Raw genomic sequence first — 18,134 nt, 5'->3', positions numbered from 1 at the left:
ACTTGGAGGCATGAACACTATTGCGCGCCCCGCCCTCACTGCCGCCGTCCTCGGCGCCCTCTCACTCTCGGCCTGCTCGGCCGGCGCCGACGATGCGCCTGCGAGCGCAAGCACCTCCAGCCAGGAGACTGAGGTTGCCACGCCAACGCTCAACATCGCTGCGGCGTTCTACCCGCTCGCGTATGTAGCGGAGCACGTTGCCGGCGACCATGGCACGATCCAGGAGCTCACCGCTCCCGGTGTCGAACCTCACGACCTGGAACTCTCCCCTGTAGCCGTACGCGAGATGCAGCAGGCGGATGTAGTGCTGTACCTCTCCGACTTTCAGCCCGCCGTCGATGACGCCGTGGCAGCAACGGATGTGGAGTCGCTCGACGCGGCGACCGTCGTGCCACTTAAGGACGCGGCCGACCACGAAACCGCGGTTGACGCCGATGATGACCACGCCGACCATGACCATGCGGACGACGACCACGCTGAGGACGACCACGCCGACCACGATCACGGCACTATCGACCCACACTTCTGGCTCGACCCCACGCTACTGGCCACCTACGCATCGGCCGTGGGCGAAGAGTTTGCACAGCTCGACCCAGCGAATGCCGCGGACTACATTGCCAACGCCTCCGCGCTGGTGAGTGACCTCACCGGACTCGACTCGGCGTTCAGCGATGGCCTCGCTCAGTGCGAGCGTGACGACATCTTTGTCACTCACGAGGCGTTCGGATACTTGACGAGTCGTTACGGCCTGCACCAAGAGGGCCTCAGCGGCATCGACCCGGACGCCGAGCCTTCGCCCGCTCGCGTGCGCGAGATCCGCGACCTCATGGCTGCGGATGGCGCAACCACCGTCTTCACTGAGTCGCTCGTGAGTGCCAACGTGGCCGAGGCCCTCGCGTCCGATGCTGGGGTCACCACCGCGGTTCTAGATCCAGTTGAGGGTGTTGTCGGGGATGATGACTACATGAGCGTGATGAACCGCAACCTCTCCAGCCTCCAAGGCGCCCTTGACTGTGCCTAAGCCTTACCCGGCACCCACCACAGCCGCCGTTGACGTCGCTGGCGTCACGGTGGCGCTCGGAGGCACCCAAATCCTGCACGGCGTGGACTTTGGGTGCGCCCCCGGTGAGGTCGTCGCCATCATGGGCGGCAACGGTTCCGGCAAGTCCACTCTGGTGCGGACCGTGGTGGGAGCCATCGCGCACTCGACCGGCGACATTCGCATCTTTGGCGAGAAGCCGTCTCGCAAAACCATGGGCCGGGTCGGTTACGTCCCCCAACGCATCAGTGCCGCGTCAGGAGTTTCCGCGACGGCACGCGAAGTCGTCAGCTCTGGACTGCTGGGCGGCGGCCACCTGAGAGCTCCTCGCGACGCGCGCACTCGCGCGGAGCAGACGCTGGCAGACATGGGAATCGGCAACCTGGCCAGCAAGGATGTCTCGCGCTTGTCCGGCGGTCAGCAACAGCGTGTGCTCATCGCCCGCGCGCTCGTGCGCAATCCCGAACTACTCATCCTGGACGAGCCCATGGCCGGGGTCGACGTCCCCAGCCAGGAGGCGCTCGCTCACGCCCTCGACGACCGCAAAAAGGCCGGCACCGCGATCGTAATTGTGTTGCATGAGCTGGGAGCCCTCGCGCCACTGATCGACACCGCGGTGGTGCTGGAGCACGGTTGCGTCACCCACGTTGGCGAGCCGCCTCGTGACCTGGGTGTCCACGCCCTACCCGGTCACGATCACGTGCACCCGCACGACGACCCGCACGAGGGCGAACCGCGCCTGAACTGGGAAGTGACCTCATGAGCCTGCTCACCGATCCGCTGGTGCAGCGCATGCTGCTGGTCGCTCTTCTCGTGGGGCTAGCGGCCCCCATCGTCGGAACCTACCTGGTGCAGCGGCGCATGGCGCTACTCGGTGACGGCATCGGCCACGTCGCCCTCGCCGGTGTTGCGGCGGGCTGGCTCGCTGGTTCGTGGGCCGGGTTCGCCGAGCGTGACGCGCTCGCCATCCCCGGCGCAATCGTGTTCGCGATTGCCGCCGCAGCGATCATCGAGCGCATGCGCTCACACGGCACCACCGGCGCGGACGTCGTGATGGCTATCCTGTTTTACGGCGGCATTGCGGCTGGCGTGCTACTCATTGGTGCCGCGGGCGGCACCAATGCCAATCTGCTCGGCTACCTGTTCGGCTCTATCTCCACGGTGACCTGGACCGACGTGTGGGTGACGGTCGGCCTCGCCGTCGTCATCCTCGTGGTTGGCCTCGGACTGCGACAAGCCCTCTTTGCCGTCACCCATGATCAGGAATTCGCCTTCTCAATCGGCCTTCCCGTCCGGGCGCTCAATATGGTGGTCGCGGTGCTCGCGGCCGTGACCATTACGGTTGCCATGCGCGTGGTTGGTGTGCTCCTCGTCTCAGCCCTGATGATCCTGCCGGTAGCCATCGCCCAACTACTCACGCGCTCCTTTGCCCGCACCATGTGGCTAGCCATGGGCATCGGCGCCACGCTGTGTGTGACCGGCGTGGGCATCACACTTGAACACAACCTGCAGCCTGGTGCACTTATCGTCGTACTCGGCGTGGTGTTGTTCCTGGTAGTCAGCATCGGAACGGCCCTTGCGCGGCGTCGCTCGCGAGCAACCACCAGCCGCACGGTGGTGTCCTCATGACCTCCAAGCCCAAGCCACGCCAGACCCGACAGCGCGCCGAGATCCTGTCCGCTTTGGCGACGGCGGGCGATTTCCGTTCTGCGCAGCAATGGCACGACGTGTTGCGCCATGAGTCCTCAACCGTGGGCCTCGCCACGGTGTATCGCGCGCTGCAGTCGCTCGCCGAATCCGGTGAGGTCGACGCGGTCGTCACCGACTCCGGCGAGACGCTCTACCGCCGCTGCGAGGCCGGCGACGAGCACCACCATCATCTGCGGTGTCGCCGCTGCGGAGCGGCAGAAGAAATTGACGTTCCAGACTTCGAGGCGTGGGCCACTCAGCTCGCGGCCACGCACGGCTACTCCAGTATCGATCACACCGTGGAAATCACTGGCCTATGCGGCGAGTGCGCAAAGGCGACCAACTAGATGGCGGGGATCCCTGGATTCATCGACGACCTCGGCTGGTGGGCGATTGCGATCTTCCTGTTCGGCGTGGTCTTTGTCCGTACCCAGGCCACATATTTTGCCGGCCGTTGGGTACGAGGAGGCACCACTAAGCTCGCTGCCGAGCCCGACAAACATCCTCGGCTGGCCAAGGTCAGTAGACGGCTGACCGGGCCAAACATGGTCAAGGCGGAAGCGTTTTTGGATCGCTGGGGATTCATCGGTATTCCCCTGTCCTTCCTCACGCTCGGCCTGCAGACTCTAGTCAACGCGGCGGCAGGCTACAGCCGCATGCGTTGGGACCTCTACACCCTCATCATGCTGCCGGGCTGCTTGCTCTGGGTGGGCGCCTACTTCGCCGTGGGCGCGTCCGTCGCTGGCTTGTGGAAGGTCTCCCCCTGGCTCCTCGTCGGCACCGTCGCACTCGTGGTGGTCGTGGCGTGGCTTGCCGTCAGGCTGCGCCGAAGCGCCGATTCCGACGTGCGTACTCCTCGATAGCTGCCCACAGGTGCGTGCGGTCGACCTCGGGCCACAGGACGTCGCTAAACACGTACTCGGCGTACGCCGCCTGCCACGGCAGGAAGTTGCTTGAGCGCTGCTCGCCACTCGAGCGCCAGAACAGGTCAACATCAGGCATATCAGGCTCGTCTAGGTGCGCCGCGAGCGTCTTCTCCGTGACCTTCTCAGGGTTGATCTCGCCTGCCGCAACCTTGCGTGCAATTTCTCGCGCAGCATCGGCGATCTCCGCACGGCCCCCGTAGTTGACGCACATGGTCAGCGTCAGGCCCGTGTTGTTGGCGGTGAGACGCTCGGCTTCCTCGAGTTCGTCAATAACTGATTTCCAGAGCTTGGGGCGGCGACCTGCCCAGCGAACGCGAACTCCCCACTCGTTCATCTCGTCGCGGCGTCGACGAATCACGTCGCGATTGAATCCCATGAGAAAGCGCACTTCCTCGGGGCTACGCTTCCAGTTTTCAGTGCTGAACGCGTACGCACTGATGTGACTGACGCCGGCCTCGACACCGCCGGCGACGACGTCAAGCAACGCCGCCTCACCGCGCTTGTGACCTTCGGTGCGGGGCAGCCCTCGTTCCTTGGCCCACCTGCCGTTTCCGTCCATCACCACGGCAATGTGCTTGGGAACCGCCGATGCTGGCAGGTCGGGGGCCGTCGCGCCCGATGGGTGGGGCGCGGGTCGCATGTAGGTCACGTTGCCTACCCTATCCGGGGGCAGAGCATTAACTGTCGAGGCTGTCGGACAGGACGGAAAGCACCGCCGAGCGGGCAGTGCGGCCGCGCTCTCCCCTGCGCGCCACGAGCGCCTCCACCAGGGATTCGATAACGAGGGCCAACGCCGCGCGCGACGTCTGAACCAGTTCGTCCTGGAAGGACTCGGTCGCAGGTGGCACCACCAGCGTGGTGGAGGCTGCCGTCACGAGCGCGGAACGTGAGAACCCAGTCACCGCCAATACAGTTGCGCCCGCCGCTCGCGCGGCGGCAACTACATCGAGGGTTGCCCGGTTGGCGCCGGAACCTGAGATGACGAGCAGAACCCCGTCTGGATCAAGCTGTCGCGCGGCAATCTGCTGGGCAAGCGTGTCCGGGATGTACTCGGCAGGACGGCCAGCGGAGGTAAGCCGTAGGGCAGCGTCGTATCCGAGTGGCGCGGACAGACCGCTGGCGGCCACCACAACTCGTGGCGCCTCGTCGAGCGTGGCGATGAAGGTGTCCACCACATCCTCCGTCAGCGCGGCCGCGGTGTGTGGGAGCGCGCGCACGAATCGGTCCATCGCGGCACGCATGATTCCCAACGAGCCGTCACCAGTTGCCGCAATTGGTTGCTCAAAAGCCCTCTGTCTGGCAAGCGCGACTCGCAATTGCGGATAGCCGTCGTAGCCGAGGCTCTGTGAGGTACGGACGACCGAAGCTCTCCCTACACCAACAAAATCGGCCACCTCTTGGGCCGTCATATCGACGGCCCGACCGACGTCCGCAACAATTGCCTCCGCAACGCGGCGTTCGCTTGGTTGTAGTGATGAAATCAACGCCGCGATGCGCGCCGACGGTGGTGCGTCAGACGATCCTGTCCAGGTCACGAGACTTGGCCCCTTCCATAATTCGCCGTCGGATTCGACCGGAGATGGCGTCAATCGTCATCGTGACAACGATCACCACAATGATGAGCATGCCCACCACACCCCACTCACGGAACTGTGTGTAGGCGGTCAGCATGTCGCCGATGCCTCCCACTCCAATCAGACCCAAGATTGCTGAGGTGCGGACGTTTATTTCGAAACGATACAGGCCGAGCGACATGAGTTCGGGAGACGCGGAGGGCCATAGTCCCCAGCGCACCATTTGCATCCGATTTCCACCGGCCGCCTTGACCGCCTCACCCGTCCCAGTGGGCGTGGCTTCGATTGTCTCGTACGTCCATTTTGCGTGGGTGCCAATGCCGCCGATGGCTAGCGCAAGCGCTCCAGTGAAGGGCGTGAGGCCGGTGACGGTCAGCAGGATGATCGCGATGATCACCTCGGGCACGGCACGGATCACCGCAAACATCCAGCGCAATGGCAGCCGCACCCAGATGGGCCCCACTCCCTCCGCTGCGGGAATCCCGAGCAAGGTGGCGAGTACGACGCCAACTAGAGCACCCACCCACGCCATCGATACGGAACGCCATGTCTGGAACAGAGCCTCGGGGAGCTTGGACCAGTCTGGATCGGAGAACATGAGTCCGAAGTAGTGCCAGACATCTGAAGGTAGTTCCCACAGTTTCGCCCACTCCAGGTCGAGACCCCAGAACGACGCGATAAACAGGACCCCCACCAGTGTCCACGCCGCCCGCAGAGCGAGACGACGTGGCTTGGCGGGCACACGCGTAGGTGAACTCAAGAGCGCAGTCATCGCAGCCGCTTTCGTAAGCCGTTGGAGATGACTTCAATGATCAGCACGACCACAAGGATCTCGATGATGATCGCCGACAGCGCGTCGTAGCGGTAGAAGCCCCTAACTTCGTCGATGAGGCGCCCGATGCCGCCCGCCCCCACGATTCCCAAGATCGCGGAGATGCGCACATTGAGTTCCAGCGAGTACAGAATCTGGCTTGCCATCACTGGCCAGGACTGCGGCAATGCGGTCACCTTGTTGATTTGCGTCTGTGTTCCGCCCGCGGCCCTACCCGCCTCCATGTAGGACGAGTCGGCCGAGTCGATCGACTCGGACACAAGCTTGACGACGATGCCGATATCGAAGAGCACCAGGGTGATCACTCCAGGTAGGGTGCCGACTCCCACCATGGCGACCAAAATGGTCGCGTAGACCAAGTCAGGAATCGCGCGGACCACGTTGAGAGAGAAGCGCACTGCGCGGCGCGTCAATCCGTTCGGGTTCGTGGGACGCGCTGCCCACAGCGACAACGGAATTGCTAGCGCAGCGGAAATGACAGTGCCAACCATCGCCATGGAAAGCGTTTGATACATCGGCTCCCAGGTACGCGGCAGAATCGACCAATCGGGGGTGAGCAACATGCCCACACGCTGCGCGCCGTTGGACCAGTTTCTGGCGATCGACTCCAGGTCAATCTCCACCCCGCCGAGTGCGGGAATCGTCGTGAGGGCGGTAAACGCCGCAAGCGCAGCGATCACGGCTAGCCTGCGGGGCCACGCTCGTGGTCGAGGGGGGAGGACAAGAAGTGTGGTCATGCGCTACTTGCCCAGCCTGTCGCGGCTCTGAATCGGGCGGCCATAGATCGCCTCAAAGTCCGCGTCCGTGGCCGTTGATGCGGGGCCGTCGTAGACCACTTCGCCTGCCCGCAGGCCAATCATTCGTGTGGTGTACTGACGCGCCAGATCCATGAGGTGGAGGTTGACAAGGACCGTGAGGCCCCGCTCAGTGTTGACTCGCGCGAGGTCCGACATGACCGAATGGGCTGTAGGCGGGTCAAGACTGGCGACCGGTTCATCTGCAAGCATGACCTCGGGTTGCTGACTGAGCGCTCGCGCGATCGCGATACGTTGCTTCTGGCCCCCAGAGAGCGCACCTGCTCTGCCCCATACTTTCTCGAGCATCCCCACGGAATCGAGTGCGCGCAGGACAATCTCGCGATCGCCGCTACTCGCCATTCCGAGCATGGACTTCCACGTGGGTGTATGGGCGAAGCGGCCCACCAGCACGTTTTGGTAAACGCTGGCACGATCCGCGAGGTTGAACCCTTGAAAGATCATGCCGACATTGCCACGCAGCTCCCGTAGTGCTCTACCGCGAAGCTTGCTCACCACATGCGGTCCGACGGTCACTGTGCCCGTCGTCGCGGGCACAAGACCGTTGATGGTGCGGATCATGGTGGACTTTCCCGAGCCGGAAAGCCCGACGACGGAAACCATCTCGCCCGCCGCGATTGACAACGACACGTCGCGAAGTGCGACGACACCGTTGGGGTATCGCACGGTGACAGCATCGAGTTCAATTGGCCACGCCACGGAGGCCGAGGGCTGGGTGCCCTCGGCCTCCGCGTGCGTTGTACGCTCTGGCATGCGTCGCGTGCTTACTGACCGCTGAAGCGGGCGTTGACCTGACGGGCCAAGTCGATGGCGGCCGGGTCGGCCGGAGTCCAGTCGGTCTGGCTGAAGATATTCATCAGCGTGTCCGGGTCGACCTCCGAGTAGTTGTCCATCAGCGTCGTGATCTGGTCGCGAAGGTCCTGAGGGAGCTCGTCGGACAGCACCACTCCACCATTGGGGTACATGTCCGAGAGCCCGAATACGACAACCTTCTCTCCCAGATCGGGCACCTCCTCGGCGTCAATCGCGCTGCGAGCATCCCAGTACGCGAAGCCAACCTCGGCATCGTTGTTGTAGACAGCCATGATGAGGGTGTCGTTCCCCGTCACGGGCACCTGGGACAGGTCGTCAATGTTGATGTCTAGCGCTTCCAACGCGAGCACCGGCAGCTGATAGCCGGCAGGCGACGTGGTGTTGCCGAACGCGACCTTGGTTCCAGACTCAATCTTGCTGAGCGCATCGACGCCCACCGGTCCGACGCCGGTGTTGTCGTCGCCTGAGGCCACGCCATTGCAGTACAGCATCTCCTGCCCCGTGGCCCCGTATGTCGCCATGACGGGCTCGTCATCGCAGTACTTGTCGGGATTGTTGGTAAAGAACTCGGAGGCGTACTGCGAAGCACCGAATCGGACGTCCTGCAGAACCGCATGCGCACCGTACATGTCCTCTGCCGCCGCCATCGACCCGGCATCGGTAATTGCGATTTGGGCCTGGCCGGAACCAAGCGCCTCAACGGTCGCCTGGTAGTCCTTGGTGACGACACCCTCCACCGTGATGCCGAGTTGTTCTGAGAGATAGTCGGTCAACGGGGCGACCGAGGTCACCAAATCCGTCACGTTCTCGTTCGGGATCAACGCGAGCGTGATCTCCGTGGGCCAGTCAGCGGAGCCCGCGGCGACAGTGGGTTCCCCCGCGGCCGTAGCAGCGGTGGCGTCGGGAGTGGTGGTCGCTTCGTCGTCGCTGCTTGAGCATCCCACCAACGTGAGGAGGGCTGTCGCGGCGACACCGGAGGCAATGAGCTTGGTGCGCATATTAGTTGTGCCTTTCATTGTTGGTACGGGTGCCGGTTGGCACATGGGTGAGGGCGGTCGTGCTGGTCGCCCACGATGAGATGGCCGGATAGAGATCTGCCAGAGTCGCGCCGGCCATCGTGACGCGATCCGTGTAGCGCCCGGACGTGTCGCCTACGAGGGCGGCGTCGGCACCGAGTTCAAGCGCCGGGGCAAGGTCGAACTCGTAAATGTCGCCAACCGACAACACGGGACCGAGCCGCAATGCGTCGCGAACGACAGCCTCGATGCCCGCGGGCTTGCGCGCGGAGCACACCCTGGCACCGATGAGGTCGCCAACATCAAGTGCTCGGAGCGCTTCCGTGATGCGGATGTCTGGAGCGTTGGTCACCATCGTGACCGTGACGTGCGATGGCAGGGACTCCAGGAATCCCCGCAGTCCGGTCGGCGATATCACCGGGGCTGCCTCGGTGGCGAGCAGTTCGCGGCTGGCCATGTATCCACGCGACAGCAACTCGTCGTCAATGCCTAGGGCGAGCGAGGCCTGACGCACGGCGTCGTACGCGTCGCGGTAGCGCTCCGTGCTCCGCGAGAATTCGACGATGGCGGCGTCGAGTGCCGCCTCCACTGAATCGCGGCGTGACGCCTCGACCAGCTCAGAGACGCAGCGGGCGTAGGCTTTGAGCGGACCCAGACCGAGCGCAAGTGTGCCGTCAAAGTCGAAGACGATGGTGTGCGTCACTGTCATCCTTTGTGTTCCGTAGCCCCACTCGCCTGGCGAGCAAAAGCGTCGTGATCAATGCCCGGGTGGACAATGCGTCCAACATAATCACCCAAGATGGACAGAATGGCCACGAGAAGGTTACGAACAGAAGAACTTTTCTGCACAGGGGCATATATCTATCGCGACTGACGCTCGAGCGCGCCGCATATCGGATGGCGTCCCCAGCGACAGTCACCCAGCGGGCAGCAATGGCCGGTGCCAGTTCCGGCCAAACGCAGTGGAACGACTACTGGGGCGCGTCAGAACTATGTGGCGTGCGCTCGGTGCGGTCCACGTGTGTGAGGCTGCGGACCTTGCGTTCCAAGTGGAACTGCGTATAGGCGGCGATAAGACCCGCGGCCTCGCGGCGATTGCGTTGATCGGAGGAATCGGCCGCCGCCCAGTTTCCGCTCAGCAGTCCCTGGAGAAGCTCGAAGGTCTCGACTGCAGGCGCGGCGGCGCCCGAGGGTCGACACGCCTCGCACACCGCGCCACCACCCGCGACGACGAACGCCCGATGCGGTCCGGGCCTCCCGCAACTCGCACACTCGTCAAAGCTCGGCTCGTAGCCAGCAATGGACAGCGAACGGAGCAGGAAACTGTCGAGCACCAGCCCGGGATCGTGCTCGTGGCGGCTCAGCGCACCAAGCCCGCCGTGAAGGAGGCGGTACTGCTCGTTGGCTGGTTCCTTCTCCAGGTCGATCAGCTTGTCCGCGGTTTCGACCATTGCCGTGGCGGCGGTATAGAGGCCATAGTCCTCGCTGATGCGCCGAGCGTACGGCTCGCGGGTCTCAATCTGACTCACGATGTCCAAATTGCGACCTTCGTAAAACTGCACATCTACCAGCATGAACGGCTCGGTACGGGCGCCGATGCGGCTCGTCGTGCGCCGCACGCCCTTGGCGACCGCACGGATCTTGCCGTGATACCGGCTCAGAAACGTGACGATGCGATCTGCCTCACCCAACTTGTGGGTGCGCAGCACGATCGCGTGATCACGGTAGAGAGGCACGCTCTATTGTCTCGCGCCAGGCGACAGGTGAAACGCACCGCGCCTACCGTCGCCTTAGTGAAGTTGACGACCCAGGCTCATGGTGCGGTCTTCGGTCCAACCGAGGCGCTCATACAGCGCAATCACACCGGCATTGGTCTCGCGCACCTGCAGATTCACCTTGGTGCACCCGAGGTGCTTCAATTCGTTGACCGCGCGCTCCACAAGCGCAGTGGCGATCCCCTGCCGCCGATGACTGTCTGCGACTGCCAGGTGATACAGCCAGCCGCGCACCCCGTCCCAGCCCGCCATGAGCACCCCCACCACGATGCCGTTCGCCTCCGCCACCCAGAACAGATCCGGGTCGCGCGCAACCTTCCGCTCGATCATCGCGGAGGGTTCATTCCGCGCCGGATCATTGGGGAAGGCTGCGCGCCACAGCTCGGCCACGGCATCGGCGTCCGTGGGAAGGAACGCACGAATGGAAGGCGTCATTGAGCTTCTCCTCGGACGAAGTCAGCCGTCGTGCTCAAGCGAACGACGGCATCGGCCGCTATTTTGCCGCGCGGTTGACCGCGGAGATGATTGCTTTGAGCGACGCGGTGGTGATCGATGGGTCGACGCCGACTCCCCAGAGAATCTGGTCGTCAATTTGGCATTCGACGTACGAGGCCGCTGCTGCGTCTCCACCACCACCGAGAGCGTGCTCGTGATAGTCGAGCACCTCGACCTTGACTCCCCTAGTGCCGAGCGCCGCGACGAAGGCCGCGAGGGGCCCGTTGCCGGATCCCTCGACGGTGATCGCCTCACCGGAGTCACCGATGTCGGCCGCGAGGGTGTCGGGACCGGCATCCGTGGACGTGGCACGCGTGCCGTGCAGAGCGAAGCGACCCCAGGCCTTGTCCCCCTCGGCGGCAGGCAGGTACTCGTCCTGGAAGATTTGCCAGATCGCCTCGGCGGTCATCTCGTGACCGGTCGAGTCGGCCTCGCGCTGCACCACCTGCGAGAACTCGATCTGCAGCCTGCGGGGCAAGTCAATCTGGTGCTCGGTCTTGAGCAGGTAGGCGACGCCGCCCTTGCCGGACTGTGAATTGACGCGAATGACGGCCTCGTACGAGCGGCCTACATCGCGAGGGTCGATCGGCAGGTACGGTACAGCCCACACCAGGTCATCCACCTCGACACCCTGCTTCTCAGCTTTGGCGTCCATGGACTCGAGGCCCTTCTTGATCGCGTCCTGGTGAGAGCCGGAGAATGCGGTGAAGACCAGGTCGCCACCCCATGGGTGACGCGGGTGCACGTCAATCTGGTTGCAGTATTCGACCGTGCGGCGGATGTTGTCCATGTCGCCAAAGTCAATCTGCGGGTCGATTCCCTGGCTGAAGAGGTTCATTCCCAGCGTGACAAGGTCAACGTTGCCCGTGCGCTCGCCATTGCCGAACAGGCAGCCCTCGATGCGGTCCGCGCCGGCCATGTAGCCCAGTTCCGCGGCGGCGACTGCCGTGCCGCGGTCGTTGTGCGGGTGCAGGCTGATGACGACGGATTCGCGGTAATCCAGGTTGCGGCTCATCCACTCGATCGAGTCCGCATACACGTTCGGCGTAGCCATCTCGACGGTCGCTGGCAGGTTAATGATCACCTTGCGATCCGGCGTGGGCTTCCACACATCCAGCACGGCGTTGCACACCTTGACTGCGTACTCCAATTCAGTGCCGGTGTAGCTTTCCGGGCTGTACTCGTAGAAGACGTTAGTGCCGGGCACCGTCTCCTCGAATTTCTGGCACAGCATCGCACCGTGGGTGGCGATGTCCATGATCTCGTCCATGTCCTTGCGGAATACCACGTCTCGCTGCAGTACGGACGTCGAGTTGTACAGGTGGACGATCGCGTTCTTGGCACCCTTGATGGATTCGTAGGTGCGCTCGATCAGGTGCTCGCGCGCCTGGGTCAGCACCTGGATGATGACGTCGTCGGGAATCTTGTCCTGCTCGATGAGCGCACGCACAAAGTCGAAGTCAGTTTGGCTTGCCGATGGGAAGCCAACCTCGATCTCCTTGTAGCCCATGCCGACCAGCAGGTCGAACATGCGCATTTTGCGTTCGGCATTCATGGGCTCGATGAGGGCCTGGTTGCCGTCACGCAGGTCGACGGCGCACCAGCGTGGTGCCGTGTCGATGCGCTTGGCGGGCCACGTGCGGTCCGGCAGGTCGACGGCGATTTGCTCGTGGAACGGGATGTACTTGTGCAGCGGCATGGGCGAGCGAGTCTGCTCGCCACCGGTGTAGTAGTTGGGCGTGGTCTGCGGTTCTGTACTCATGTCAATCCTTCAAAGTTCGTTGGGGGCTGTGTAAGCCGGCACACCAACCACCGCGACGAGTTTCCGGCTGACTTAGGCCTCGTCGCGGCAACGAAGGAGCAGTGTGAACTGCGGTGCACGCATGCGTTCACCATAGCCGATGCTGTGGTGACCGTGCCAATATCGGTCACGCTGACGTGGCGCAGACAAGGCTAGAAGCCCAGTCGGCCCAGTTGCTTGGGGTCGCGTTGCCACTCCTTGGCGACCTTGACGTGCAGGTCGAGGTAGATCTTGCGCCCCAGCAGACCCTCAATCTCCTTGCGCGCCTTGGACCCTACGTCGCGCAGTCGCTCGCCCTTGTGCCCCAGAATGATGCCCTTCTGGCTGTCGCGCTCCACGAAGAGCTGCACGCGCACCTCAAGCAACGGTGGACGCGGATCGTCCTCGGCCTGCGGGCGCTCCACGATTTCCTCGACCTGCACGGCGATCGAATGCGGGAGTTCGTCGTGAACTCCCTCAAGCGCCGCCTCGCGCACCAGTTCGGCGATCATGATCTGCTCGGGTTCATCCGTGAGCTCGCCATCCGGATACAGCGCGGGACCTTCGGGCAGGTATTTGGTGAGCACGTCCGTCAACACATCGATCTGAATGTCCTTGACTGAGCTCACGGGCACGATGTCCGCCCAGTCGGCAAGTTCCGAGACCGCCAGCAGGTGGTCCCCCACCTGCGGACGTGGCACCTTGTCGACCTTGGTGACGATCGCGACCTTGGGGGCACGGGCGCCGGCAAGTTCACGCGCGATCCACTTGTCGCCGGGGCCGATCTTCTCGTCCGCCGGCAAGCACATGCCGATCACGTCGACCTCATTGAAGGTCTCCCTCACCAGGTCGTTTAGGCGCTCGCCGAGTAGCGTGCGCGGACGGTGCAGGCCGGGGGTGTCGACCACGATGATCTGCGCGTCTTCGCGGTGAACAATTCCGCGGATCGCCCGGCGCGTGGTCTGCGGGCGCGAGGACATGATCGCGACCTTCTGACCCACGAGCGCGTTCATCAGCGTCGACTTGCCCGCATTGGGTCGCCCCACAAAGCACGCGAATCCGCTCCGGAAAGGTACATCACTCATCTTCGGCCTCCTTGACCACAACAATCGACGTCAGGCGGCGCCTGCGTCCTTCGGCACGCTCCGCGAGCAATACCAGCCCATGGGTAGCAACGCGTGATCCGGGTATCGGCACCTTTCCAAGCGCCTTCGCGAGCAGACCGGCGGCCGTCTCTACATCATCGTCGTCTATCTCGATGTCGAACAGTTCACCAAGTTCGTCGAGCGGGAACCGCGCCGGCACCCGGTACCCACCTGTGTCGAGTTCTACGGCATCGGGTGAGAACCGGTCGTGCTCGTCGACCACCTCACCCACGATCTCCTCGAGGGCATCCTCAATGGTGACCAGCCCGGCTACTCCTCCAAACTCGTCCACCACAATCGCCTGATGGAACACCTCGCCCTGCATGCGCCGCAAGAGGTCGTCAACCGGCACCGATTCGGGCACGAAGACAGGCTCGCGCATGTAGTCGTCGACGGGCTTGCCCAACTTATCGTTGTCGTCCCACGTGGCCTTCACGACGTCCTTGAGATAGATGACGCCCAGCGTGTCGTCGACACTCTCGCCGATGACGGGAACGCGGGAGAAGCCGGAGCGCATAAACAACACCATGGCCTTGCGTGCCGAGGTGCCCGAGGCAATAGTCACCATGTCGGTACGCGGCACCATCACCTCGCGTGTCAGAGTGTCGCCAAGACTCACCACGGATCGAAGGAGTTCGGCATCCTCGTCCTCGAGCGCGTCCTGGGCCTGTTCCACCAGGTCCTCGGGCTCGGCCAGGGCCGGCATTCGTAGCGCGGGCACCACCGCACGCACCGGCGTGGTGAGCGTAATAAGCGCCGATGCTGCGGGTGCCAGGGCGGCCACGGTGGTGAGCGGGTTGGCGCGCGCAATCTGTCGCGGAACCGCGCGAATGAGCATGAGAGCAATAAACGCCGCGATCACGATCGCGATGGCGAAGGTCACCCAGACGGGCCACGACAGCGCGTCGCCGATGCTCCACGCCAGCACGCTCCAGCAGACAATCACGATCGCCTCGAGAGTGGCGTAGGCGACCGAGGCTGCGTTGTCCGTATGCTCGGGCAGCGCGGCTAGTTTGGCGGCCGCAGTTGGCCTGCCGTCGGGGCGTTGTTTCGCAGCAATCCTGCGCTCGTCCGCGTAGGGAAGCTGCTCGAAGGCGGCCACCACGGCGTGCAGAATAGCCGCGCCGAACAGGCTCACCACGCCGACAACTACCAGCAGCGTCACATCGCCGCTAGACATGGATACTCACTGATCTTTCAGAAGTGATGTGCCCCAAGCGACTCATGCGCGACTTGCGAGGAACGTGAGGAGGAGCCTGCGCTGCAGGGCAAACATCTCCTTCTCCTCCTCAGGCTCCGCGTGGTCATAGCCGAGCAGGTGGAGGATGCCGTGGGTGGTCAGGAGCAGCATCTCCTCGTCCGCGGTGTGGCCGGCGGCGGTCGCCTGACGGGCCGCAACGCTGGGGCACACCACGATGTCACCCAGCAACCCTGCCGGAGTCGGCTCGTCAGGGGTGCCGGGACGGAGTTCGTCCATGGGAAAACTCAGCACGTCGGTGGGACCCGGCTCATCCATCCACTGGATATGCAGCTGTTCCATGGTGGGTTCGTCAACAAACAGGATCGCGAGCTCGGCGCCATCGGCGACGTGCATCTCCTTCAGCACAAAGGTCGCCAACTCGGCGAACTCAATCTCCTCGACCACCGCATCGGTCTCGTTGTTGACGTCAATCATTGGTGGTCTCCGTTGTTGTTGAAGCGGCGCTGTTGTCCATCGCGCACCGTGCGACGCGAGGCGGTTGGAATGCCAGACTCGTCGGCGGTCGCGTAAGCAGTGATGATGTCGCTCACCAGTCGGTGACGCACCACGTCCTCGGCACCCAAGAAGCAGAAGGAAATATCCTCGACACCCGTCAGGATCTCGCTCGCCGCCCGCAAGCCAGACTGCGTGCCTCCTGGTAGATCTACCTGCGTGACGTCGCCAGTGACGACCATTGTCGCGCCAAATCCGAGCCGCGTGAGGAACATTTTCATCTGCTCGCGCGTGGTGTTTTGAGCCTCGTCGAGGATGACGAAGGCATCGTTCAGCGTGCGACCACGCATATACGCAAGCGGCGCCACCTCAATGGTGCCGGCCTCCATGAGGCGAGGAATTGACTCCGGGTCGAGCATGTCGTGAAGCGCGTCGTAGAGCGGGCGCAGGTAGGGGTCGATCTTTTCACTTAGCGAACCGGGCAGGAAGCCGAGTCGCTCCCCCGCCTCGACGGCTGGACGCGTGAGGACGATGCGGTTGACGCGCTTGGCCTGGAGAGCCGCCACCGCCTGTGCCATGGCGAGATAGGTCTTGCCGGTTCCTGCGGGGCCGATTCCGAACGTGATGGTGTGTTGCTCAATCGCGTCGACGTACTTAGCCTGCCCCTCCGTCTTGGGCCGGATGGTGCGGCCGCGCGAACTCAGAATAGAGCGCGACAACACCTGAGCCGGGCGTTCCGTGGCCGCCATGGGGGGTGCCGGGTCCGCCTCGTCCTCGGTTGGACGGGCCGGGGCAGAAGTCTCGCTCGGTGCGAGAGCCGCTTTCAACTCGGGGGAAAGGTCGTCCTTGGGGGCGCTCTCGGGTTCCGCCACGAGGTGCGCCACGGGATCTGGAACCACTTCCAGTTCGGGTTCCAACTCAAGGTCGGGTTCTAACTCAAGGTCAGGCGCGAGCTCGAGTTCCGGAACCAGTTCGGGCTGAGGCTCGGGCTCCGGCTCCAGGTCTGGGACCAGTTCAGGCACGAGCTCTACCTCCCGCTCGTCGCCCTCCGATTCATTGTGCGCCATCTCAGGGGCATCGTCATGAAGGTCGTCCTCGGGCTCGGTGGCAGGCAATTCAGCCTGTGTCGTGGCCGCGAAGTCGCGCGCACCTCGCAGCATGCGGATGGTCTCCCGAGCGACGTCGGCGTTGAGCGGGGCCCCGGCTGCCAGGATGCCGCGCAACTCCTCGATTGCGGTGGCCGCCTCGTCGACATCGGCCGTGGTTCCCTCGAGGGAAATTTCGTTGCCGCGAACCAGAATGGAAACGGCGGGGTACGACTTCTCGACCACTCGGATCACCGTGTCGTTGTAGCCCAGCAATTCGGCCACATGTGAGTTGTCGACTGTGACGACGCGATTGGTGCTCACGCGGGGCTCCATCCAAGGTCCTTGCCACCGATGACGTGGCCGTGCACATGAAAGACCGACTGCCCGGCAGCCGGTCCGGTATTGAAGATCCAGCGGTATTGCCCCCCGCATTCGTCATCGGCCACTGTCTGGGCGACGGCCGCCATGTCGGCAATCAAGTCTGGATGCGTGGCCGCGAGCGCGGTGATGTTCGGTGAGTGCGTCTTGGGGATCACCAGGACGTGTACGGGTGCCGCGGGGTTGATGTCGCGGAAGGCCAGGACGGTGTCGGTCTCGGCCACCTTGTCACTAGGAATTTCTCCCGCGACGATGCGGCAGAACAAGCAGTCGGTGTCGGTCATCCCTCTAGCGTAAAGCCCCGCCCGTCGCCACGGGTCGACCACGTGCCGCGTAATGCGGCAAGGGCGGCGATTGCGGCGGGTCCGGCGGACGATGCGCGCAGGACATGGGGACCGAGCAGGACGGCTTCTGCACCGGCGTGCGTGAGCAGGTCGATCTCGTGATCAGACACTCCACCCTCGGGCCCGACGATCATCCAGAGTGGCGCAGTATTTCCGTGCGACCAGTCGAGGTCGACCATGGCGGTGTCGGCAGATTCATGCAGGATCAATACCCGTGCACCCGCATCGGTAGCGGCGGTCACGAGGAGGGCTAACTGCTTGGTCGATACGTGGGGCTCCACCGTGGGAATGCGCGCCCGTCGGGACTGTTTGGTCGCCGCGGTCACGAGGGACCGCCAGCGGTCGCGGGCCTTGTCCACCTTCGCGCCACGCCACTGCACGATGGACCGGTCAGCAGCCCACGGCACCACCCGGGTGGCCCCCAATTCGGTCGCCGCTTCAATGGCCTGCTCGTCACGCCCTCCCTTGGCGAGCGCCTGGACGAGCACCACTTCTGGATCAGCGTCACGTGACGCCCGCGCGATCTCCACCGTCATACGGGAGTCCCCGACCGCGACGATGCGCCCGCTTGCACGCGCACCCGCACCGTCCACCAAATCCACGGCCTCGCCCACCAGACGTCGCTGCACCGTCACCGCATGGCGTGCCTCGTCACCGGTGACCTCGACCATGGCGCCCGCCACGGCATCGGCCGCCGCGGGGCAAATGAATACCGGCGCGCTCACGAGGTGC

The 18,134-nt window shown here is 63.9% G+C and carries 21 protein-coding genes; 5 read left to right on the top strand and 16 right to left on the bottom strand.

The annotated features are described in order from the left end of the window. Positions 1-10 precede the first annotated feature (10 nt). The 5 genes from AOP73_RS09505 to AOP73_RS09485 are packed head-to-tail and all read left to right on the top strand — an operon-like array spanning position 11 to position 3,591. Positions 11-1,021 (top strand): metal ABC transporter substrate-binding protein, encoded by a 1,011-nt coding sequence (locus AOP73_RS09505; RefSeq protein WP_061965338.1) that lies wholly within the window; start codon positions 11-13, stop codon positions 1,019-1,021. Then, the gene (locus AOP73_RS09500; RefSeq protein ID WP_061965335.1) at positions 1,014-1,802 is read left to right on the top strand and encodes a metal ABC transporter ATP-binding protein; all 789 of its coding nucleotides are present in this window, start codon (positions 1,014-1,016) and stop codon (positions 1,800-1,802) included. The genes AOP73_RS09505 and AOP73_RS09500 overlap by 8 nt, the downstream gene beginning before the upstream one ends. Further along, positions 1,799-2,668, top strand: coding sequence for a metal ABC transporter permease (locus tag AOP73_RS09495; RefSeq protein ID WP_061965333.1), 870 nt, complete (start codon positions 1,799-1,801; stop codon positions 2,666-2,668). Before AOP73_RS09500 ends, AOP73_RS09495 begins: the two co-directional genes overlap by 4 nt. After that, positions 2,665-3,075 (top strand): Fur family transcriptional regulator, encoded by a 411-nt coding sequence (locus AOP73_RS09490; RefSeq protein WP_061965331.1) that lies wholly within the window; start codon positions 2,665-2,667, stop codon positions 3,073-3,075. Before AOP73_RS09495 ends, AOP73_RS09490 begins: the two co-directional genes overlap by 4 nt. Beyond that, positions 3,076-3,591 carry a DedA family protein gene (locus AOP73_RS09485; RefSeq protein ID WP_061965329.1) on the top strand — a complete coding sequence of 172 codons (516 nt, stop codon included), beginning with the start codon at positions 3,076-3,078 and terminating at the stop codon, positions 3,589-3,591. It abuts the gene before it with no gap. Here AOP73_RS09485 and AOP73_RS09480 read toward each other — a convergent pair. The 16 genes from AOP73_RS09480 to AOP73_RS09405 form a co-directional block, all read right to left on the bottom strand. After that, positions 3,545-4,294: an isoprenyl transferase gene (locus tag AOP73_RS09480; RefSeq protein ID WP_061965702.1), complete on the bottom strand. Its 750-nt coding sequence runs from the start codon at positions 4,292-4,294 to the stop codon at positions 3,545-3,547. The two genes, AOP73_RS09485 and AOP73_RS09480, sit on opposite strands and share 47 nt — an antisense overlap. Before the next feature lie 37 nt (positions 4,295-4,331). Next, positions 4,332-5,189, bottom strand: a complete 858-nt coding sequence (locus tag AOP73_RS09475) for a MurR/RpiR family transcriptional regulator (protein WP_061965327.1) — start codon at positions 5,187-5,189, stop codon at positions 4,332-4,334. After that, a complete protein-coding gene (gene phnE, locus AOP73_RS09470) occupies positions 5,167-5,988 on the bottom strand; it encodes a phosphonate ABC transporter, permease protein PhnE (RefSeq protein WP_236683573.1) in 822 nt (273 codons plus the stop codon). Before phnE (AOP73_RS09470) ends, AOP73_RS09475 begins: the two co-directional genes overlap by 23 nt. Before the next feature lie 8 nt (positions 5,989-5,996). Beyond that, positions 5,997-6,797: a phosphonate ABC transporter, permease protein PhnE gene (gene phnE / locus AOP73_RS09465; RefSeq protein ID WP_061965323.1), complete on the bottom strand. Its 801-nt coding sequence runs from the start codon at positions 6,795-6,797 to the stop codon at positions 5,997-5,999. A 3-nt stretch (positions 6,798-6,800) separates the two neighbouring features. Beyond that, a complete protein-coding gene (phnC, locus tag AOP73_RS09460) occupies positions 6,801-7,628 on the bottom strand; it encodes a phosphonate ABC transporter ATP-binding protein (protein WP_061965321.1) in 828 nt (275 codons plus the stop codon). 11 nt (positions 7,629-7,639) lie between these two features. Then, a complete protein-coding gene (locus tag AOP73_RS09455; RefSeq protein ID WP_061965319.1) occupies positions 7,640-8,686 on the bottom strand; it encodes a phosphate/phosphite/phosphonate ABC transporter substrate-binding protein in 1,047 nt (348 codons plus the stop codon). Between the two features lies 1 nt (position 8,687). Then, positions 8,688-9,407 carry an HAD family hydrolase gene (locus tag AOP73_RS09450; protein ID WP_061965317.1) on the bottom strand — a complete coding sequence of 240 codons (720 nt, stop codon included), beginning with the start codon at positions 9,405-9,407 and terminating at the stop codon, positions 8,688-8,690. Between the two features lie 268 nt (positions 9,408-9,675). Next, positions 9,676-10,440 carry a DNA repair protein RecO gene (gene recO / locus AOP73_RS09445; protein ID WP_061965315.1) on the bottom strand — a complete coding sequence of 255 codons (765 nt, stop codon included), beginning with the start codon at positions 10,438-10,440 and terminating at the stop codon, positions 9,676-9,678. Between the two features lie 54 nt (positions 10,441-10,494). Further along, positions 10,495-10,914, bottom strand: coding sequence for a GNAT family acetyltransferase (locus AOP73_RS09440; RefSeq protein WP_061965313.1), 420 nt, complete (start codon positions 10,912-10,914; stop codon positions 10,495-10,497). A gap of 58 nt (positions 10,915-10,972) precedes the next feature. Continuing rightward, the gene (gene leuA, locus AOP73_RS09435) at positions 10,973-12,736 is read right to left on the bottom strand and encodes a 2-isopropylmalate synthase (protein ID WP_061965311.1); all 1,764 of its coding nucleotides are present in this window, start codon (positions 12,734-12,736) and stop codon (positions 10,973-10,975) included. A 191-nt stretch (positions 12,737-12,927) separates the two neighbouring features. Then, a complete protein-coding gene (era, locus tag AOP73_RS09430) occupies positions 12,928-13,839 on the bottom strand; it encodes a GTPase Era (protein WP_061965309.1) in 912 nt (303 codons plus the stop codon). Beyond that, on the bottom strand, positions 13,832-15,079 hold the full coding sequence (locus AOP73_RS09425; RefSeq protein WP_061965307.1) for a hemolysin family protein: 1,248 nt from the start codon (positions 15,077-15,079) through the stop codon (positions 13,832-13,834). The genes era and AOP73_RS09425 overlap by 8 nt, the downstream gene beginning before the upstream one ends. Before the next feature lie 42 nt (positions 15,080-15,121). Beyond that, entirely contained in the window at positions 15,122-15,574 is a 453-nt protein-coding gene (gene ybeY, locus AOP73_RS09420) for an rRNA maturation RNase YbeY (RefSeq protein ID WP_061965305.1), read from the bottom strand. Continuing rightward, complete coding sequence (locus AOP73_RS09415; protein WP_439645235.1) at positions 15,571-16,614, bottom strand: PhoH family protein; 1,044 nt, start codon at positions 16,612-16,614, stop codon at positions 15,571-15,573. The genes ybeY and AOP73_RS09415 overlap by 4 nt, the downstream gene beginning before the upstream one ends. A gap of 383 nt (positions 16,615-16,997) precedes the next feature. Then, positions 16,998-17,342, bottom strand: coding sequence for a histidine triad nucleotide-binding protein (locus AOP73_RS09410; RefSeq protein WP_061965303.1), 345 nt, complete (start codon positions 17,340-17,342; stop codon positions 16,998-17,000). Next, positions 17,339-18,127, bottom strand: a complete 789-nt coding sequence (locus tag AOP73_RS09405) for a 16S rRNA (uracil(1498)-N(3))-methyltransferase (RefSeq protein WP_061965301.1) — start codon at positions 18,125-18,127, stop codon at positions 17,339-17,341. Before AOP73_RS09405 ends, AOP73_RS09410 begins: the two co-directional genes overlap by 4 nt. Positions 18,128-18,134 lie beyond the last annotated feature (7 nt).

Source organism: Demequina aurantiaca (assembly GCF_000975135.1).
GTDB classification, from domain to species: domain Bacteria; phylum Actinomycetota; class Actinomycetes; order Actinomycetales; family Demequinaceae; genus Demequina; species Demequina aurantiaca.
Note: the sequence above shows the minus strand (reverse complement) of the source record. Positions and strands in the feature narration are given on the sequence as shown.